7 protein-coding genes, 3 tRNA genes, 1 pseudogene and 1 CRISPR repeat array are annotated in these 13,981 nt (G+C 69.9%); of the genes and pseudogenes, 6 read left to right on the forward strand and 5 right to left on the reverse strand.

Going from position 1 to position 13,981, the window contains the following annotated elements; genetic code table 11:
* Positions 1–412: 412 nt before the first annotated feature.
* Both cas3 and ACZ45E_RS07245 read right to left on the reverse strand, forming a co-directional pair.
* Positions 413–3,334 carry a CRISPR-associated helicase Cas3' gene (gene cas3, locus ACZ45E_RS07240; protein ID WP_468217596.1) on the reverse strand — a complete coding sequence of 974 codons (2,922 nt, stop codon included), beginning with the start codon at positions 3,332–3,334 and terminating at the stop codon, positions 413–415.
* 230 nt (positions 3,335–3,564) lie between these two features.
* Positions 3,565–5,790: direct repeats of the CRISPR family, unit length 29 nt; unit sequence CTGCTCCCCGCACCCGCGGGGATGGTCCC.
* Positions 5,791–5,870: 80 nt separating this feature from the next.
* Positions 5,871–6,110 (reverse strand): annotated as a pseudogene (locus ACZ45E_RS07245) (pyridoxamine 5'-phosphate oxidase family protein); the annotation flags it as partial.
* A 405-nt stretch (positions 6,111–6,515) separates the two neighbouring features.
* On the opposite strand from ACZ45E_RS07245, the gene ACZ45E_RS07250 reads away from it, so the two are divergent.
* Both ACZ45E_RS07250 and ACZ45E_RS07255 read left to right on the forward strand, forming a co-directional pair.
* Positions 6,516–6,824: a hypothetical protein gene (locus ACZ45E_RS07250; RefSeq protein WP_468217597.1), complete on the forward strand. Its 309-nt coding sequence runs from the start codon at positions 6,516–6,518 to the stop codon at positions 6,822–6,824.
* A gap of 3 nt (positions 6,825–6,827) precedes the next feature.
* A complete protein-coding gene (locus ACZ45E_RS07255; protein ID WP_468217600.1) occupies positions 6,828–7,472 on the forward strand; it encodes an MAB_1171c family putative transporter in 645 nt (214 codons plus the stop codon).
* Positions 7,473–7,798: 326 nt separating this feature from the next.
* Here ACZ45E_RS07255 and ACZ45E_RS07260 read toward each other — a convergent pair.
* From ACZ45E_RS07260 to ACZ45E_RS07270, 3 genes are all read right to left on the reverse strand, one after another.
* A tRNA-Ile gene (locus ACZ45E_RS07260) sits at positions 7,799–7,875 on the reverse strand.
* Between the two features lie 184 nt (positions 7,876–8,059).
* Positions 8,060–8,135 (reverse strand) — tRNA-Asn (locus tag ACZ45E_RS07265).
* Between the two features lie 5 nt (positions 8,136–8,140).
* A tRNA-Asn gene (locus ACZ45E_RS07270) sits at positions 8,141–8,213 on the reverse strand.
* A gap of 147 nt (positions 8,214–8,360) precedes the next feature.
* Here ACZ45E_RS07270 and ACZ45E_RS07275 point away from each other — a divergent pair.
* From ACZ45E_RS07275 to ACZ45E_RS07290, 4 genes are all read left to right on the forward strand, one after another.
* On the forward strand, positions 8,361–8,663 hold the full coding sequence (locus ACZ45E_RS07275) for a YtxH domain-containing protein (RefSeq protein WP_468217602.1): 303 nt from the start codon (positions 8,361–8,363) through the stop codon (positions 8,661–8,663).
* A 72-nt stretch (positions 8,664–8,735) separates the two neighbouring features.
* On the forward strand, positions 8,736–10,166 hold the full coding sequence (locus tag ACZ45E_RS07280; protein ID WP_468217605.1) for an FGGY family carbohydrate kinase: 1,431 nt from the start codon (positions 8,736–8,738) through the stop codon (positions 10,164–10,166).
* Positions 10,167–10,306: 140 nt separating this feature from the next.
* Complete coding sequence (locus ACZ45E_RS07285) at positions 10,307–12,046, forward strand: ABC transporter ATP-binding protein (RefSeq protein ID WP_468217607.1); 1,740 nt, start codon at positions 10,307–10,309, stop codon at positions 12,044–12,046.
* Positions 12,046–13,974, forward strand: a complete 1,929-nt coding sequence (locus ACZ45E_RS07290) for an ABC transporter ATP-binding protein (RefSeq protein WP_468217610.1) — start codon at positions 12,046–12,048, stop codon at positions 13,972–13,974. The genes ACZ45E_RS07285 and ACZ45E_RS07290 overlap by 1 nt, the downstream gene beginning before the upstream one ends.
* Positions 13,975–13,981: the final 7 nt, after the last annotated feature.

Below are 13,981 nucleotides of genomic sequence, written 5' to 3' on the forward strand. Positions count from 1 at the left end.
CGATTTAACGGGGCGCGAGTTGAGTGTCTGGATGGTTACGATGGGCGTTAGGGACCGTCGCCGTTGTAGCGACGTTCGCGTTGGTCCTCTTGATGGGGCGATGGCTGCCACTGGTGGGCCCGGAGGACAGCGCGACTCTGGCGGGCTCGGTCTCCGCCTTTGTGTGCCTGCCGATGGCTCGCTGGGCGAGCAGGGAGCCTCACCCGCCCAGGGATCCACACGATGCTGCAGACTGAGTAACTGCGAAGCGACTCGGCTACGTTCACGGGCCGGATCAGCGATGTGCAAGATAAGTGCAGCGAGACCGAGGTCCTTCTCCCCGCGACTGCGGGGATGGTCCCGATTTGACGGGACGTAGCACCTTGCTCCCCGCTCCTGCGGGGACACACCTGACGGGGCATTCAATGCCCCGTCAGGGACGTTCTTCGCCACGAGTCACCTCCAAGCCGTTCTCGGGGCTGTAGTGAAGTCCGTAGCCTGCCAGTTGGGTCTGACAGTCCTCATCGAGCGCGAGAATGAGCTGGTCGGACAGCCAAGGGCTGTTCTTGCCTTGCCAGGCGGGCACATACAGTTGCTCCAGTTCCGCGATCGCTGCGTCCAGCGTCTTGGCGTAGGAGAACTGCAGCGGCAGTCGCAGCCCGCAACTGACCGCCACCCGGCCCGTGAACGGTGGCGGCGGCTGGTCCTGGGGCAGGACGAGGCCGCCGCGCTGGCGGCCCTTTTGGTCCTTGGGCAGCCACGGCAGGGTCACTAGCACACCGTCCGCGCGCCGTTGCACGACCACGACCTCCAGGCCCTCCCGGCTGTCGCGGACCTGCGCCCGCCCCACCCGGGTGTCGTCCACGTCGCCGATTCCAGCCGCCACCCACCCGAGCAACGGCCTACCCGCGCGGCCCACTTCGCCTAGTCGGAATGCCGCCGCCCGCTCGGCCTGGTCCGCCTGATACGCCTCAAACCGTCCCTTCGCCTCCTCGATCGCCGACTGCCAAGACGCAGGCCCCACTGGGTCCGCGTTGTAGGCGCCCTGGACCAGCGGGCTGATGTCGGCCGGCAGTCGCACCGGCCGCCGCCCGCCCTCCAGGTGCGGCAGCAGGACCGCCGCCGACCGCAGCAGCGCGTACGTCCCATAGACGGCGACTGACCCCCGCACCGGGAGGGGCACCGGTGCCTCCCAGTCCATTCCGGTCAGCAGGCACCGCGCACGCCGCAGTCGCTTCGGCCGCATCTCCTGACCCGTGCCGCGTTGGTGTCGGTGCAGTCGGCCCATTCGCTGCAGGAGCAAGTCGATCGGGCACACATCGCTGATCAGCAGGTCGAAGTCCACGTCCAGGGACTGCTCGGCCACCTGGCTGGCCACCACAATGTGCAAACCATCCGGGCGGTCCGTCGCTTTGCCGGGCGGCCCGAAGCGGCGCAGCAGATCGCGGTCCTTCGCCGCGCGGTCCACATCGACGAACGCGGAATGCGCCACCGTGACAGCGTCGTTGCCAAACCGCGCGCGCAGCACCCGAGCGGTTTCCAGCACCCGCCGGACCGTGTTGCGGACCACCAAAATGCAGCCGCCGTCCGCACCCTCCCGCTCCAGCCGCCGGGCGAGACAATCGACGTCGTCGGCGAGCTGCTCCACGTACACGTCCGTGCCCCGGCCCGAAGGCTCGGGGCACCGCACCACCGGGGTGCCGCCCGGCACGACGGCCGTCAACACCGGGTACGCGCCCGCGTGCACCACCTCGTCGCCGCTGTGCACGACCTCACCGCCCGCGTACGCCGTTAGCAACTCCCGACGCCGCCCGGCGGGCAGCGTCGCCGACAACACGATCACCGGCACCTGGTAGGCGCCCAGCCAGCCCAACACCCGGTCCAGATACGCACTCATGTAGGTGTCGTAGGCGTGCGCCTCGTCGATCACGATCACCTTGCCCGCCACTGCCAGGTGGCGCAGCGCCAGATGCCGACTCTTCAGCCCGGCGAACAGCAGTTGATCAATGGTTCCTGCGACGAACGAGGCCAGCATCGCCCGCTTTCGGCCGCGCAGCCACGCATGGGCCACCATCTCGCCCGCGCCCACCGCGGCACCGCGTGATCGGCTCGGCGCGGCGACGGCACCATCCACCTCGATGGCAGCGATAGATCCGCTGCGGGCCAGCAGCGGTGCGAACTCCTCGTTCAACGCGGCCTTGGAATGCGCCAGCTGCACCGAATGACGTGCCTGGTCCGCGCCGGGGAGCTGCTTGATCCAGTCCAATAGACGCGGCCACATCGCGTTGCCTGTGGCCATCGTCGGTAGCGCGAAGAACACCCCGCCCGCACCCGAGCGCGCCGCGAACACCTCTGCCACTGCCAGCGCCGCCTCCGTCTTCCCCTCCCCCATAGGCGCCTCGACGATCATCAGTCCCGGCACCGGCATCTGCCGGGCCAGCTCCAGCGCGGCCGCCTGTACGGGCCTCACTGCAGCCCCCTCAGGCAGATGGAATCGGGCTGCGAACAGCTCCTTCACCGGCTCGGCCGGCTCCCGCGCCGACCAAGGCGCCGGTAGATCCAGCCCCCGCCAGGCCGCCGACAACCGTTGCTGGCCGCTCTGCGCCGCAGCCTCAGGAAAGTACGGGAACAGCTCCGGGTTGCTGGCGATCCAGTCCGCAACGATCACCACCGACATCAGCAGCACTTGCGCTGGCTGCGACAGCCTGACCCCCTGCCACTCGGCCAGCCGTCTTCCGACCTCGAACCGCTCCGCGCACGCATCCAGTAGCTCCGTCTGCACCCGCCGCCACAACTCGCTGCTCGCACCTGGTGTCCGCAGCAACTCCTCATGCTCGAACAGTGCCTTGACCTGACCAGGCTCCGGCGGCACCCCGTGATGGCCGCCCACCACCACCGCAAACTGTCCCGCCTGCCGCGCCGGCCAGCCGCACCGCTCCTCCAACCACTCCCCCAGCAACAGCTGTCCGGCCAGCCCATGCGGCGCCACTCGCCTGTCGGACCCCATCGCCTGCCGCGAGCGCATCTCCAGCCCTGCAGCCCGCATCGCATCGGCCAACAGCTCCACCTGGCAGGCGAACGCCGGCGTGGCCTTACCGATGTCATGCACCCCCGCCAGCCACACCACCAACGCTCGCCCGTCCGCCTCACCACCCGGCAAAGCAGCGGCAATTACTCGACGCACACTCGCAGGCAGCCATTCATCCCACAGCAGACCCGCGACAGCGGCACTGTCCTCCATGTGCCGCCACAACGGCATCCAGCCGTCACTGTCGCGGTCATGCTTCGCCCACACCGACCGTGCTAAGCCACTCAGCCGTGACAGCAGTGTCTGCCCGGCACCCCCACCGATCATGCAGAGTAACTATCACGGCAACCGCGCCTGCCAGACCAAAACGACTAAACAGCCCCATCCTCGCTCGGCTTTGCTCCCACACGGCCTATCCGGCGCAACGCTAAGGTGCGGGGATCCACGCATTCACGTCGCTCGGAACGGAATAACGTGGGCTTATGGGAGCTATGACCGAATCTAGGAAAGCGCGCGAAACTCCGTCCCGCGCCGCCTAAACCCGCAGCTCACGCAGTCTGCTCCCCGCACCCGCGGGGATGGTCCCTCGCGGCGGAGGCCGTGGTGGCGGTGGCGAGTCTGCTCCCCGCACCCGCGGGGATGGTCCCCGGGTGCCGGGGCGCGAAGGCCCCGGCAGGGCCTGCTCCCCGCACCCGCGGGGATGGTCCCTGGCCTTACTGCTACGGCAGTTGACGCCGACTCTGCTCCCCGCACCCGCGGGGATGGTCCCGGGTCCGACACCCCGGGGTGCGCACAGGCGGCCTGCTCCCCGCACCCGCGGGGATGGTCCCAGAGATCAGTACTCTTCTGTGTCATGCGTCAGCTGCTCCCCGCACCCGCGGGGATGGTCCCGGGCCCGCCATGACGCACAGCAGGGCCCAGAGCTGCTCCCCGCACCCGCGGGGATGGTCCCGTCCGCGCGGATCTCGCCCTCAGCCGGGAATTCTGCTCCCCGCACCCGCGGGGATGGTCCCGGCGCCCGACAGTGTTACCCACACTGCCAAGGCTGCTCCCCGCACCCGCGGGGGTGGTCCCCCGCGATGCCGGCCGCCCTGTTCTTCCCCAGCCTGCTCCCCGCACCCGCGGGGATGGTCCCTCGCTGGCCGCGATGCGGGGATCGGCCAGGTACTGCTCCCCGCACCCGCGGGGATGGTCCCAACTCCGGGGCAACTCCATGGAGTTGATCCGGCTGCTCCCCGCACCCGCGGGGATGGTCCCGTCCGCGCGGATCTCGCCCTCAGCCGGGAATTCTGCTCCCCGCACCCGCGGGGATGGTCCCGCATGGCTCAGGTGATGTGCGCGGAGGTCACCCTGCTCCCCGCACCCGCGGGGATGGTCCCGGTGCCTGAGCGGGGCATGGCTCCCTTCCCGTCTGCTCCCCGCACCCGCGGGGATGGTCCCTCGATCGCAGCAAGTTTCGCGGTGACCTCGTCGCTGCTCCCCGCACCCGCGGGGATGGTCCCAAGAAGGTCTCGTGATTTGCCGCATCCGCGCCCTGCTCCCCGCACCCGCGGGGATGGTCCCGGCGTCACGTGGTCGGGCGCACGCGGCTCGGCCTGCTCCCCGCACCCGCGGGGATGGCCCCCGCAGCGTCGAGGCCGCCCCGTACGGGTCCGTCTGCTCCCCGCACCCGCGGGGATGGTCCCATGGACACGGCTCCGTGGCCGATGCCGTTCTTCTGCTCCCCGCACCCGCGGGGATGGTCCCCGCAGCCGCTCACTGCGGCGATCCCCACGGTCCTGCTCCCCGCACCCGCGGGGATGGTCCCTCCAGCCAGCGCGTCGCCCTCTACCTCGCCGCCTGCTCCCCGCACCCGCGGGGATGGTCCCAAGGGCATCGTCCCCGTCTGGAACAAGACGGCCTGCTCCCCGCACCCGCGGGGATGGTCCCGACCGGCCGAGGGGCCCGGAGATGTAGCGGGACTGCTCCCCGCACCCGCGGGGATGGTCCCCCCGAACAGCAGGCGGCATGACCGGGCGCAGCCTGCTCCCCGCACCCGCGGGGATGGTCCCGGGGCGTTGCCGACCGGGCGTTGGGTGAAGTCCTGCTCCCCGCACCCGCGGGGATGGTCCCCACCAGCCCGACGAGGACAGCCCGGCCGACGACTGCTCCCCGCACCCGCGAGGATGGTCCCTGGTCCGGCGCGTCTACAACGACAAGCGGCAGCTGCTCCCCGCACCCGCGGGGATGGTCCCTCGCCGACGCCGCTTAACCGAAGGAGTCCCGCCTGCTCCCCGCACCCGCGGGGATGGTCCCGCGGCGGCTGCTTCCAGGCGCAGGCGGCCGTTCTGCTCCCCGCACCCGCGGGGATGGTCCCCCCGGGGCGCCGCGCGCGAGTTGTTCAAGAACCTGCTCCCCGCACCCGCGGGGATGGTCCCTCAGCTGTTCCCGGACCGGAATGTCAGCGCGTCTGCTCCCCGCACCCGCGGGGATGGTCCCATCATCGACGCGATCAAGGCGATCCTCGCGCGCTGCTCCCCGCACCCGCGGGGATGGTCCCGCGGCGTGAAAGCCTGCGCGCGTGGCGTGGTCCTGCTCCCCGCACCCGCGGGGATGGTCCCTCCTCCGCGCACTCGCCCTCAACGTGCGCGCCCTGCTCCCCGCACCCGCGGGGATGGTCCCGCCCTGGATGGGCGGACGGCGAACGTCGACGTCTGCTCCCCGCACCCGCGGGGATGGTCCCGGCACCGCGAGCCGCCGCCGCTACCTGTCAGGCTGCTCCCCGCACCCGCGGGGATGGTCCCGACGACTACGACAGACCTGACGCGTAAAGGATCTGCACCCCGCACCCGCGGGGACCGCTGCCCACCCGTAGCGCCTGCGACTACGCAGCGGCCTGCGCCGTTCGCGGTCGGCTCCCCACGGTCTGGCCAAGGGCCCGGTCGACCGAGATCCAGATGACCACCCGCTCGGGGTCCGGGGCAGGCGTGCGCCCATATCGCGCTCCGTAACGGACAACCGCATCCTGCACGGCAACGTCATCCGTGTGCACCTCCGCCACGCCTTCGAGCGTGGCCCAGCGGCCACCGTCAACCTGGCACACCGCTACCCGGGATTCGCCGGGGGAGCCATCACCTGCCGGTTGGAGGGATTACTCAGTGTGGTCGGATAAGAGTGGTCGAAACGCGGCGGAGGCTGAGATTCCTGTTCAAGGCGGAGCCGATCGCCGACGTCTTGGGCGCTGGCGCTCAGCCGCGGCCCGGACGGTGGAGAAGGATCTGCACCGACTGATTCGGCGTGAGCTGCAAGATCTCGGGGTCACTCCCCCGCTCGACGTTCACGACCTCTGCGAGAGGCTGAGCCGACGGCGCCGGCGCCCCCTGTTTCTGCGCGCGGCCCCGCTGCCTAAGCCCGGCCCCTCGGGCATGTGGGCGGAGTACGACACCTACGACGTGATCCTGTACCAGCAGGAGACGACACAGACCTGCATCAGGACGGGATCATCCTGCACGAGGTCGGGCACATCCTCGTGGCGGAGAACGAGAGGGCAGCCGAGGACACCGCCCACCAGGTGGAGACGCGGACGCCAGATGTAGATGACGCGGGGGCCGTCGACGTCGAGGGGTGGGCCGCCATGATGCCGGTCTTCGGCACCGAGGCGGTCAAGCGCATCGCTCACCGCTGCTCATACGACGACGGCGAAGAGTGCTCCGTCGAGCTCGTGGCCACCATCATCCTGGAATGGTCGGCTCTGCTCGCGTCTTCCACTCCTCCGGCCGATGATCCCGCTCTGCGGCGGGTCGAGGCAGCTCTCGGCGACCGGCGAGGATGGCTGTAGAACGTGGAACTCCTGCTTCTGGGGCTCCTGGCCGCTCTGGTCTGGAAGCTCTACCAGTGGAAGCGAAGCCCGCACGACGGACCTCTTCGCTCCGTCACCCTCTGCCTGCTCTGCGCTGCGCTCTCGTACCCCGTAGCGATGCCCGGCGGCGCATCGGGCGTCGACACTGTCGCCGGCCACGGGACGGCGAAGCTGATCCAGAACGTGCTGCTGCTTCTCGCGGTGTACTTCTTGATGTGCTTCTACCTCTACTCCGCCGCGGACGAGGAAGCCGGTCGGCGCAGGGCCCGCAAGGAAGGCCTCCTGGTCGCGGTCGTCGCGGTGGCGATCACCGTGGCGGCCGAATCGGTGCCTCACGAGACGTTCGCCGGCTCCTTCAGCACGGCCGACATGACAACGCCGCAGATCGCGTTCTTCTACGGCGGCGCGGGCCTGTACCTCATGTACGCGCTCGGCATGGCGTGCCGATGGACTCGCCGCTACGCCCGTATGTCGCGGTGTCCGCACTCCACTGGTCTTTGGATGGCCGCCGTTGGTCTGGGGGCGATGGCGGTGGCGTGCGCGATCCGCGCCGTCATCGTCGCCCTCCGCGCGGCCGTCTGTCAGCAGCCCCACGTAGGCGTGCGCGTAGACAGAGAACTTCTCTGAGTCCGGCATCTCAGGCTCGCCCGGCTTGACGAAGCCCTCGCCCTTGAACCACCCCGGCGGCCATTGCTGTCCGTGACCGTTCACCAGGTCGCGGAAACGTTTCGCCGCCTCTTCGTCGTCGAAGGTCTCGCGCTGGGTCTGTCCCTTTCGGGAGCCACCAGTCCGCCACATCACCGTGTAGGAGGGGTCGCCGCTGAGCCGTTCGTTGGCCCTGACGTAAGCCATATGAAGGAGACTACGACGAGTCGGTGCAGCGTTCGTGCAGCGAAGGGTAGTGTCCAGCTAGCTTCAAAATGGCGTTTCCGCAGGTCACGACGTTTCTGCTGTGGTGGGGCGGGTGGGACTCGAACCCACGGCCGACGGATTATGAGTCCGCTGCTCTAACCGGCTGAGCTACCGCCCCGTACGGCGTGCCGCGCACAAATGTGCGCGCCTTCTGCCGCAGCATAGCCGCTCATACGATCTCCTGCCTCGAATGGTCCGGCTCTGCACGACCTTGAGGACTCCGCGGGCGCGCACGCGGTTCCACCAGGCACGAACCCCGTACGAAAAAGCCCTCCGGAGGGGTCTCCGAAGGGCTTGTTCCGTGGCTCTCCCGACTGGACTCGAACCAGTAACCTGCCGGTTAACAGCCGGCTGCTCTGCCAATTGAGCTACAGGAGATCGAGCTCCCCCGACTGGACTCGAACCAGTAACCTGCCGGTTAACAGCCGGCTGCTCTGCCAATTGAGCTACAGGGGATTGCTTCGTTTGCTTCGAACGAACCCACCTGGGTACTTGCCAGGCGGCGGGCGCTCGCTGCGACACATACATTAGCGCAAGCAGGGGGGTGCTCCGCCAATCGGTATCCCCTCAGTGATCACGACTAGCTACGGAAGGGTGGCCGTCATGCGCTACCGGCTCACATTCATCGCCGGTCTGGCCCTCGGTTACGTGCTGGGAACGCGCGCCGGGCGCGAGAGGTACGAGAAGCTGAAGAAGGCCGCTCGTGAGGTTGCCCAGAACCCCGCCGTGCGCAACACCGCGGAGTCCGCGGCGCAGCAGACGCGGACCTACGCGGGCAAGGCCCTCCACACGGTGAGCGAGAAGGTCGAGCACCGGGTGCCGGAGTCGGTGGCCGGCCGGGTCCGCTCGCTGCGCGAGCGCGGCGGCACGGGCGGGAGCGACGACTGGGGCACCAGCAACACGTGACGAAGCCGGCCCCACCCGCCGTGGCGGACGCCGCGGTACGGGTGGGGCCGGCGGTGCGGCAGAATTTCCGGCATGGGGATAGTCGCCGGGCTGGACAGTTCGCCCGATTTCACGCGCATTGTGGTTTGTGACTCCGACACCGGGGCCGTACTGCGGCAGGGGTACGCCCCGCATCCGCTGGACCCGGTGGAGGGCGGCGGGCGCCCTTCCGACGTCGACCCCCAGGCCTGGCTGCTGTCGCTGGGCGAGGCCGCGGGCGGCGGGCTGCTCGAAGGCGTGCAGGCCATCGGGGTCTCCGCGCAGCAGAACGCGCTCGTGCCACTGGACCACCAGGGCAACACGGTGCGCCCCGCCCTGGTCGGCGGCGACAAGCGGGCGCAGGCCGCCGCCGCGGACCTGATCGACCGGCTCGGCTCGCGCGAGGCGTGGGCCGACGCCGTCGGATGCGTACCGCAGGCGGCGCAGCCGGTGGCCAAGTTGCGGTGGCTGGCGCGCACCGAGCCGGAGAACGCCCAGCGGGTGGCGCTGCTCATGCAGGCCCACGACTGGCTGGTGTGGCAGCTTCTCGGGCGCCCCGCGCGGCGGACGACGGACCGGGGCGGCGCCTCCGGGACCGGGTACTGGTCCGCCGCCACCGGTTCCTGGCGGCCCGACCTCGTGGAGCTGGCCCTCGGCCGCCAGGCGATGCTGCCCGAGGTCCTCGGCCCGGGTGACGCGGCGGGGACGACGCCGGAGGGGCTGATCATCTCGGCCGGGACCGGCGAGACGATGGCCGCCGCGTTCGGGCTCGGGATGCGGGCCGGGGACGCCGTGGTGTCGCTCGGCGCCTCCGGGTCCGTGATGGCCGTGCACCACGAGGCGCTCGTCGATTCCAGTGGTGCCATCACCTCGCTCGCCGACGCGACGGGCCTGCATCTGCCGGTGGTCCATACGTCGAACGCCGTGCGGGCGCTGCGCGGCACCGCCGAGATGCTGGGGCTGGACGGCGGTCTCGAGGAGCTGTCCGAACTGGCCATGAAGTCGACGCCGGGCGCCCACGGACTCGTACTCCTGCCGTATCTGGAGGGCGAGAAGACGCCCAATCTGCCTCATACCGCCGGGACGCTGAGCGGGCTGCGCCGGGAGTCCATGCGGCCCGAGCATCTCGCGCGGGCCGCCTTCGAGGGCATGGTGTGCGCTCTGGCCGACGCCATGGACGTGCTGCGCGGGCGGGGCGTCGAGATCCGGCGGGTCTTCCTGCTCGGCGCCGCCGCCGAGCTGCACACGGTGCAGGCCGTGGCGCCGATGCTGTTCGGGACGCAGGTCGTGGTGCCGCAGCCCGCGGACTACGCGGCGATCGGCGCGGCGCGGCAGGCGGCGTGGGCGCTGAGCGGGCAGTTGCCGCTGTGGCAGGGCGCGGCGGCGCAGGTCTTCGAGCCGGGCGAGGAGGCGGCCGTGGGGCAGGCAGTGCGCCAGCAGTACCGGTCCGTGCGGGAGCAGATCCACCCCGGGGCGTTCTCCTAGGACCGGCCCACCCGGGGGGCGCAGAGCCGGCATGGGCCGATCTTTGAGCGCTCTTGGGTCAATCGGTTGAGGTAACGCGGGTGGAGTGTCCGACGATAGGGATCCATGCGTCCTCAAGACCGTCGACCGAGAGACCGAGCGTGCTCATACGACTCCTGCGGACCTGTCTGGGTCCGTACAAGAAACCCATCGGGCTACTGGTGCTGCTGCAGTTCCTCCAGACCTGCGCCGCGCTGTACCTGCCCACCCTGAACGCGGACATCATCGACAACGGCGTCGTCAACGGCGACACCGGCTACATTCTCGAGTTCGGCGCCCTGATGCTGGCCGTCACGGTCGTCCAGGTCGTCTGCAACACCGGCGCCGTGTACTTCGGTGCCCGGACGGCGGCGGCCCTCGGGCGCGACCTGCGCGCCACCGTCTTCGACCGCGTGCAGTCCTTCTCCGCGCGCGAGGTCGGCCACTTCGGGGCGCCCTCGCTGATCACCCGGACCACCAACGACGTGCAGCAGGTCCAGATGCTGGCCCTGCTCTCCTTCACGCTGATGGTGTCGGCGCCGATCATGTGCGTCGGCGGTGTCGTGATGGCCCTCGGGCTCGACGTGCCGCTGTCGGGCGTGCTCCTCGCCGTGCTGCCCGTCATGGCGATCGTGCTGTCGCTGATCATCCGGAAGATGCGGCCGCTCTTCCGGTCCATGCAGGTCAAGTTGGACACCGTGAACCGGGTGCTGCGCGAGCAGATCACCGGCAACCGCGTCATCCGCGCCTTCGTGCGCGACGACTTCGAGAAGGGCCGGTTCGGTGAGGCGAACCGCGATCTGACCGAGACGTCGCTCGCGACCGGGCGGATCATGGCACTGATGTTCCCGTTCGTCATGACGATCGTGAACATCGCGTCGATCGCCGTCGTCTGGTTCGGCGCCCACCGCATCGACGGCGGGGCCATGCAGATCGGCGACCTGACGGCCTTCCTCGCGTACCTCATGCAGATCGTGATGAGCGTGATGATGGCCACCTTCATGTTCATGCAGGTGCCGCGCGCCGAGGTCTGCGCCGAGCGCATCCAGGAAGTGCTCGACACCGAGTCGAGCGTCGTACCGCCCGCCCCGGAGGCTTCCGTACGCGCGCTGCGGCGCCACGGGCACCTGGAGATCCGCGGCGCGGACTTCGGCTACCCGGGCGCAGAGGAGCCGGTGCTGCGCGGGATCGACCTGGTCGCGCGCCCCGGTGAGACCACGGCCATCATCGGCTCGACGGGCAGCGGCAAGTCGACGCTGCTCGGCCTTGTGCCGCGGCTGTACGACACCACCGCGGGCGTCGTGTACGTCGACGGGGAGGACGTCCGCGAGATCGATCCCGTCCTCATGGCGCGGACCGTGGGGCTGGTGCCGCAGAAGCCGTACCTGTTCTCCGGGACCGTCGCGTCGAACCTGCGCTACGGGCGGCCCGACGCGACCGACGAGGAGCTGTGGCACGCGCTCGAGGTGGCGCAGGCCAAGGAGTTCGTCAGCAAGCTCGAAGGCGGCCTCGAAGCGGCCGTCGCGCAGGGCGGGACGAACGTCTCCGGTGGTCAGCGCCAGCGTCTGGCCATCGCGCGCACGCTCGTGCAGCGGCCGGAGATCTACCTCTTCGACGACTCCTTCTCGGCGCTCGACTACGCCACCGACGCCGCGCTGCGCCGGGCGCTCGGCGCCGAGACGGCGGAGGCGACCGTGGTGATCGTGGCCCAGCGGGTCTCGACGATCAGGGACGCCGACCGGATCGTCGTCCTCGACGAGGGCCGGGTCGTCGGCGAGGGGGTCCATCACGAGCTGATGGCCGGCAACGAGACCTACCGGGAGATCGTCCTCTCCCAGCTGACGGAAGCGGAGGCCGCCTGATGAGCGGGCCGATGGCGGCACGGATGGCGGCCGGTGCGCCCGGTTCGCGGTCGATGGATTTCAAGGGCTCCGGCAAACGGCTGCTCACACGGATGGCGGTGCACCGCTCGGCGGTCGGCGCCGTGCTGGGCGCGGTCCTGGTCAGCGTGGGTCTCTCGGTGGTCGGGCCGAAGATCCTCGGCCACGCGACCGACCTGCTGTTCGGCGGGATCATCGGCGGGCGGCTGCCTGCCGGTCGGACCAAGGAGCAGGTCATCGCGGGCCTGCGGGCCAAGGGCGACGGCGGCATGGCCGACATGCTCGGCAGCGTCGACTTCACCCCCGGCCGGGGTGTGGACTTCGACGCGATCGGGCAGGTGCTGCTGATCGCGCTCGCGGTGTTCGCGGTGGCGGGCTTCGCGATGATGGTCGGCACCCGTCTCGCCAACCGGGTCATCAACCTGGCGGTGGCCCAGTTGCGCAAGGAGATGCAGGCGAAGCTGGCGCGGCTGCCGCTGTCGTACTTCGACAAGCAGAAGCGCGGCGAGGTGCTGAGCCGGGCGACCAACGACATCGACAACATCGGGCAGACGCTGCAGCAGACGATGGGGCAGATGCTCAACTCGCTGCTGACCATCGTCGGCGTCCTCGTGATGATGTTCTGGATCTCCTGGCTGCTCGCGCTGGTCGCGCTGGTGACGGTGCCGCTGTCGGTGCTCGTCGCGGCGAAGGTCGGCAAGCGCTCGCAGCCGCAGTTCGTGCAGCAGTGGCGGACCACCGGCAAACTGAACGCGCACATCGAGGAGATGTACACCGGCCACAACCTGGTGAAGGTGTTCGGGCGGCAGCAGGAGTCGGCGGAGCAGTTCGCCGAGCAGAACGACGCGCTGTACGAGGCGTCGTTCAGGGCCCAGTTCAACAGCGGCGTCATGCAGCCGCTGATGTTCTTCATCTCGAACCTGAACTATGTGCTGGTGGCCGTGGTCGGCGGGCTGCGGGTGGCGTCCGGGACGCTCTCCATCGGGGACGTGCAGGCGTTCATCCAGTACTCGCGGCAGTTCTCGATGCCGTTGACGCAGGTCGCGTCGATGGCGAACCTGGTGCAGTCGGGCGTCGCCTCGGCCGAGCGGATCTTCGAACTGCTCGACGCCGAGGAGCAGTCGGCCGACCCCACGCCCGGGGTGAAGCCGGCCGATCTGCGCGGGCACGTCGAGTTCGAGCATGTCGCCTTCCGCTACGAGAAGGACAAGCCGCTCATCGAGGACCTGTCGCTCACCGCGGAGCCGGGCCACACGGTCGCCATCGTCGGGCCGACGGGCGCGGGCAAGACCACGCTCGTCAACCTGCTGCTGCGGTTCTACGAGGTCACCGGCGGGCGGATCACGCTCGACGGGGTCGACATCGCGCGGATGGAGCGGGACGAGCTGCGGGCCGGCATCGGCATGGTCCTCCAGGACACCTGGCTGTTCGGCGGGACCATCGCGGAGAACATCGCCTACGGCGCCGCGAAGGACGTGAACCGCGAGGAGGTGGAGGCCGCGGCGAAGGCCGCGCACGCGGACCGGTTCATCCGGACGCTGCCCGACGGGTACGACACCGTGCTCGACGACGAGGGCACGGGGGTCAGCGCCGGTGAGAAGCAGCTCATCACCATCGCGCGGGCCTTCCTCTCCGACCCGGTGATCCTGGTGCTCGACGAGGCGACCAGCTCCGTCGACACCCGGACCGAGGTGTTCATCCAGCAGGCGATGGCACGGCTGGCCGCCGGCCGGACCTCGTTCGTCATCGCGCACCGTCTCTCGACGATCCGCGATGCCGACACGATCCTGGTCATGGAGAACGGGGCCATCGTGGAGCAGGGCTCGCACGACGACCTGGTCGACGCGGGCGGTGCGTACCAGCGGCTGTACGAGGCGCAGTTCGCGCAGGCGGTGGCCGAGGTCGACTAGCCGGGCG

Source organism: Streptomyces sp. NPDC030991, assembly GCF_055571235.1.

Coding starts and splice junctions, on each gene's coding strand:
- cas3 (WP_468217596.1), bottom strand. CDS start 3,334: ATGATCGGTGGGGGTGCCGGGCAGACACTGCTGTCACGGCTGAGTGGC.
- ACZ45E_RS07275 (WP_468217602.1), top strand. CDS start 8,361: ATGCGCTACCGGCTCACATTCATCGCCGGTCTGGCCCTCGGTTACGTG.
- ACZ45E_RS07280 (WP_468217605.1), top strand. CDS start 8,736: ATGGGGATAGTCGCCGGGCTGGACAGTTCGCCCGATTTCACGCGCATT.
- ACZ45E_RS07290 (WP_468217610.1), top strand. CDS start 12,046: ATGAGCGGGCCGATGGCGGCACGGATGGCGGCCGGTGCGCCCGGTTCG.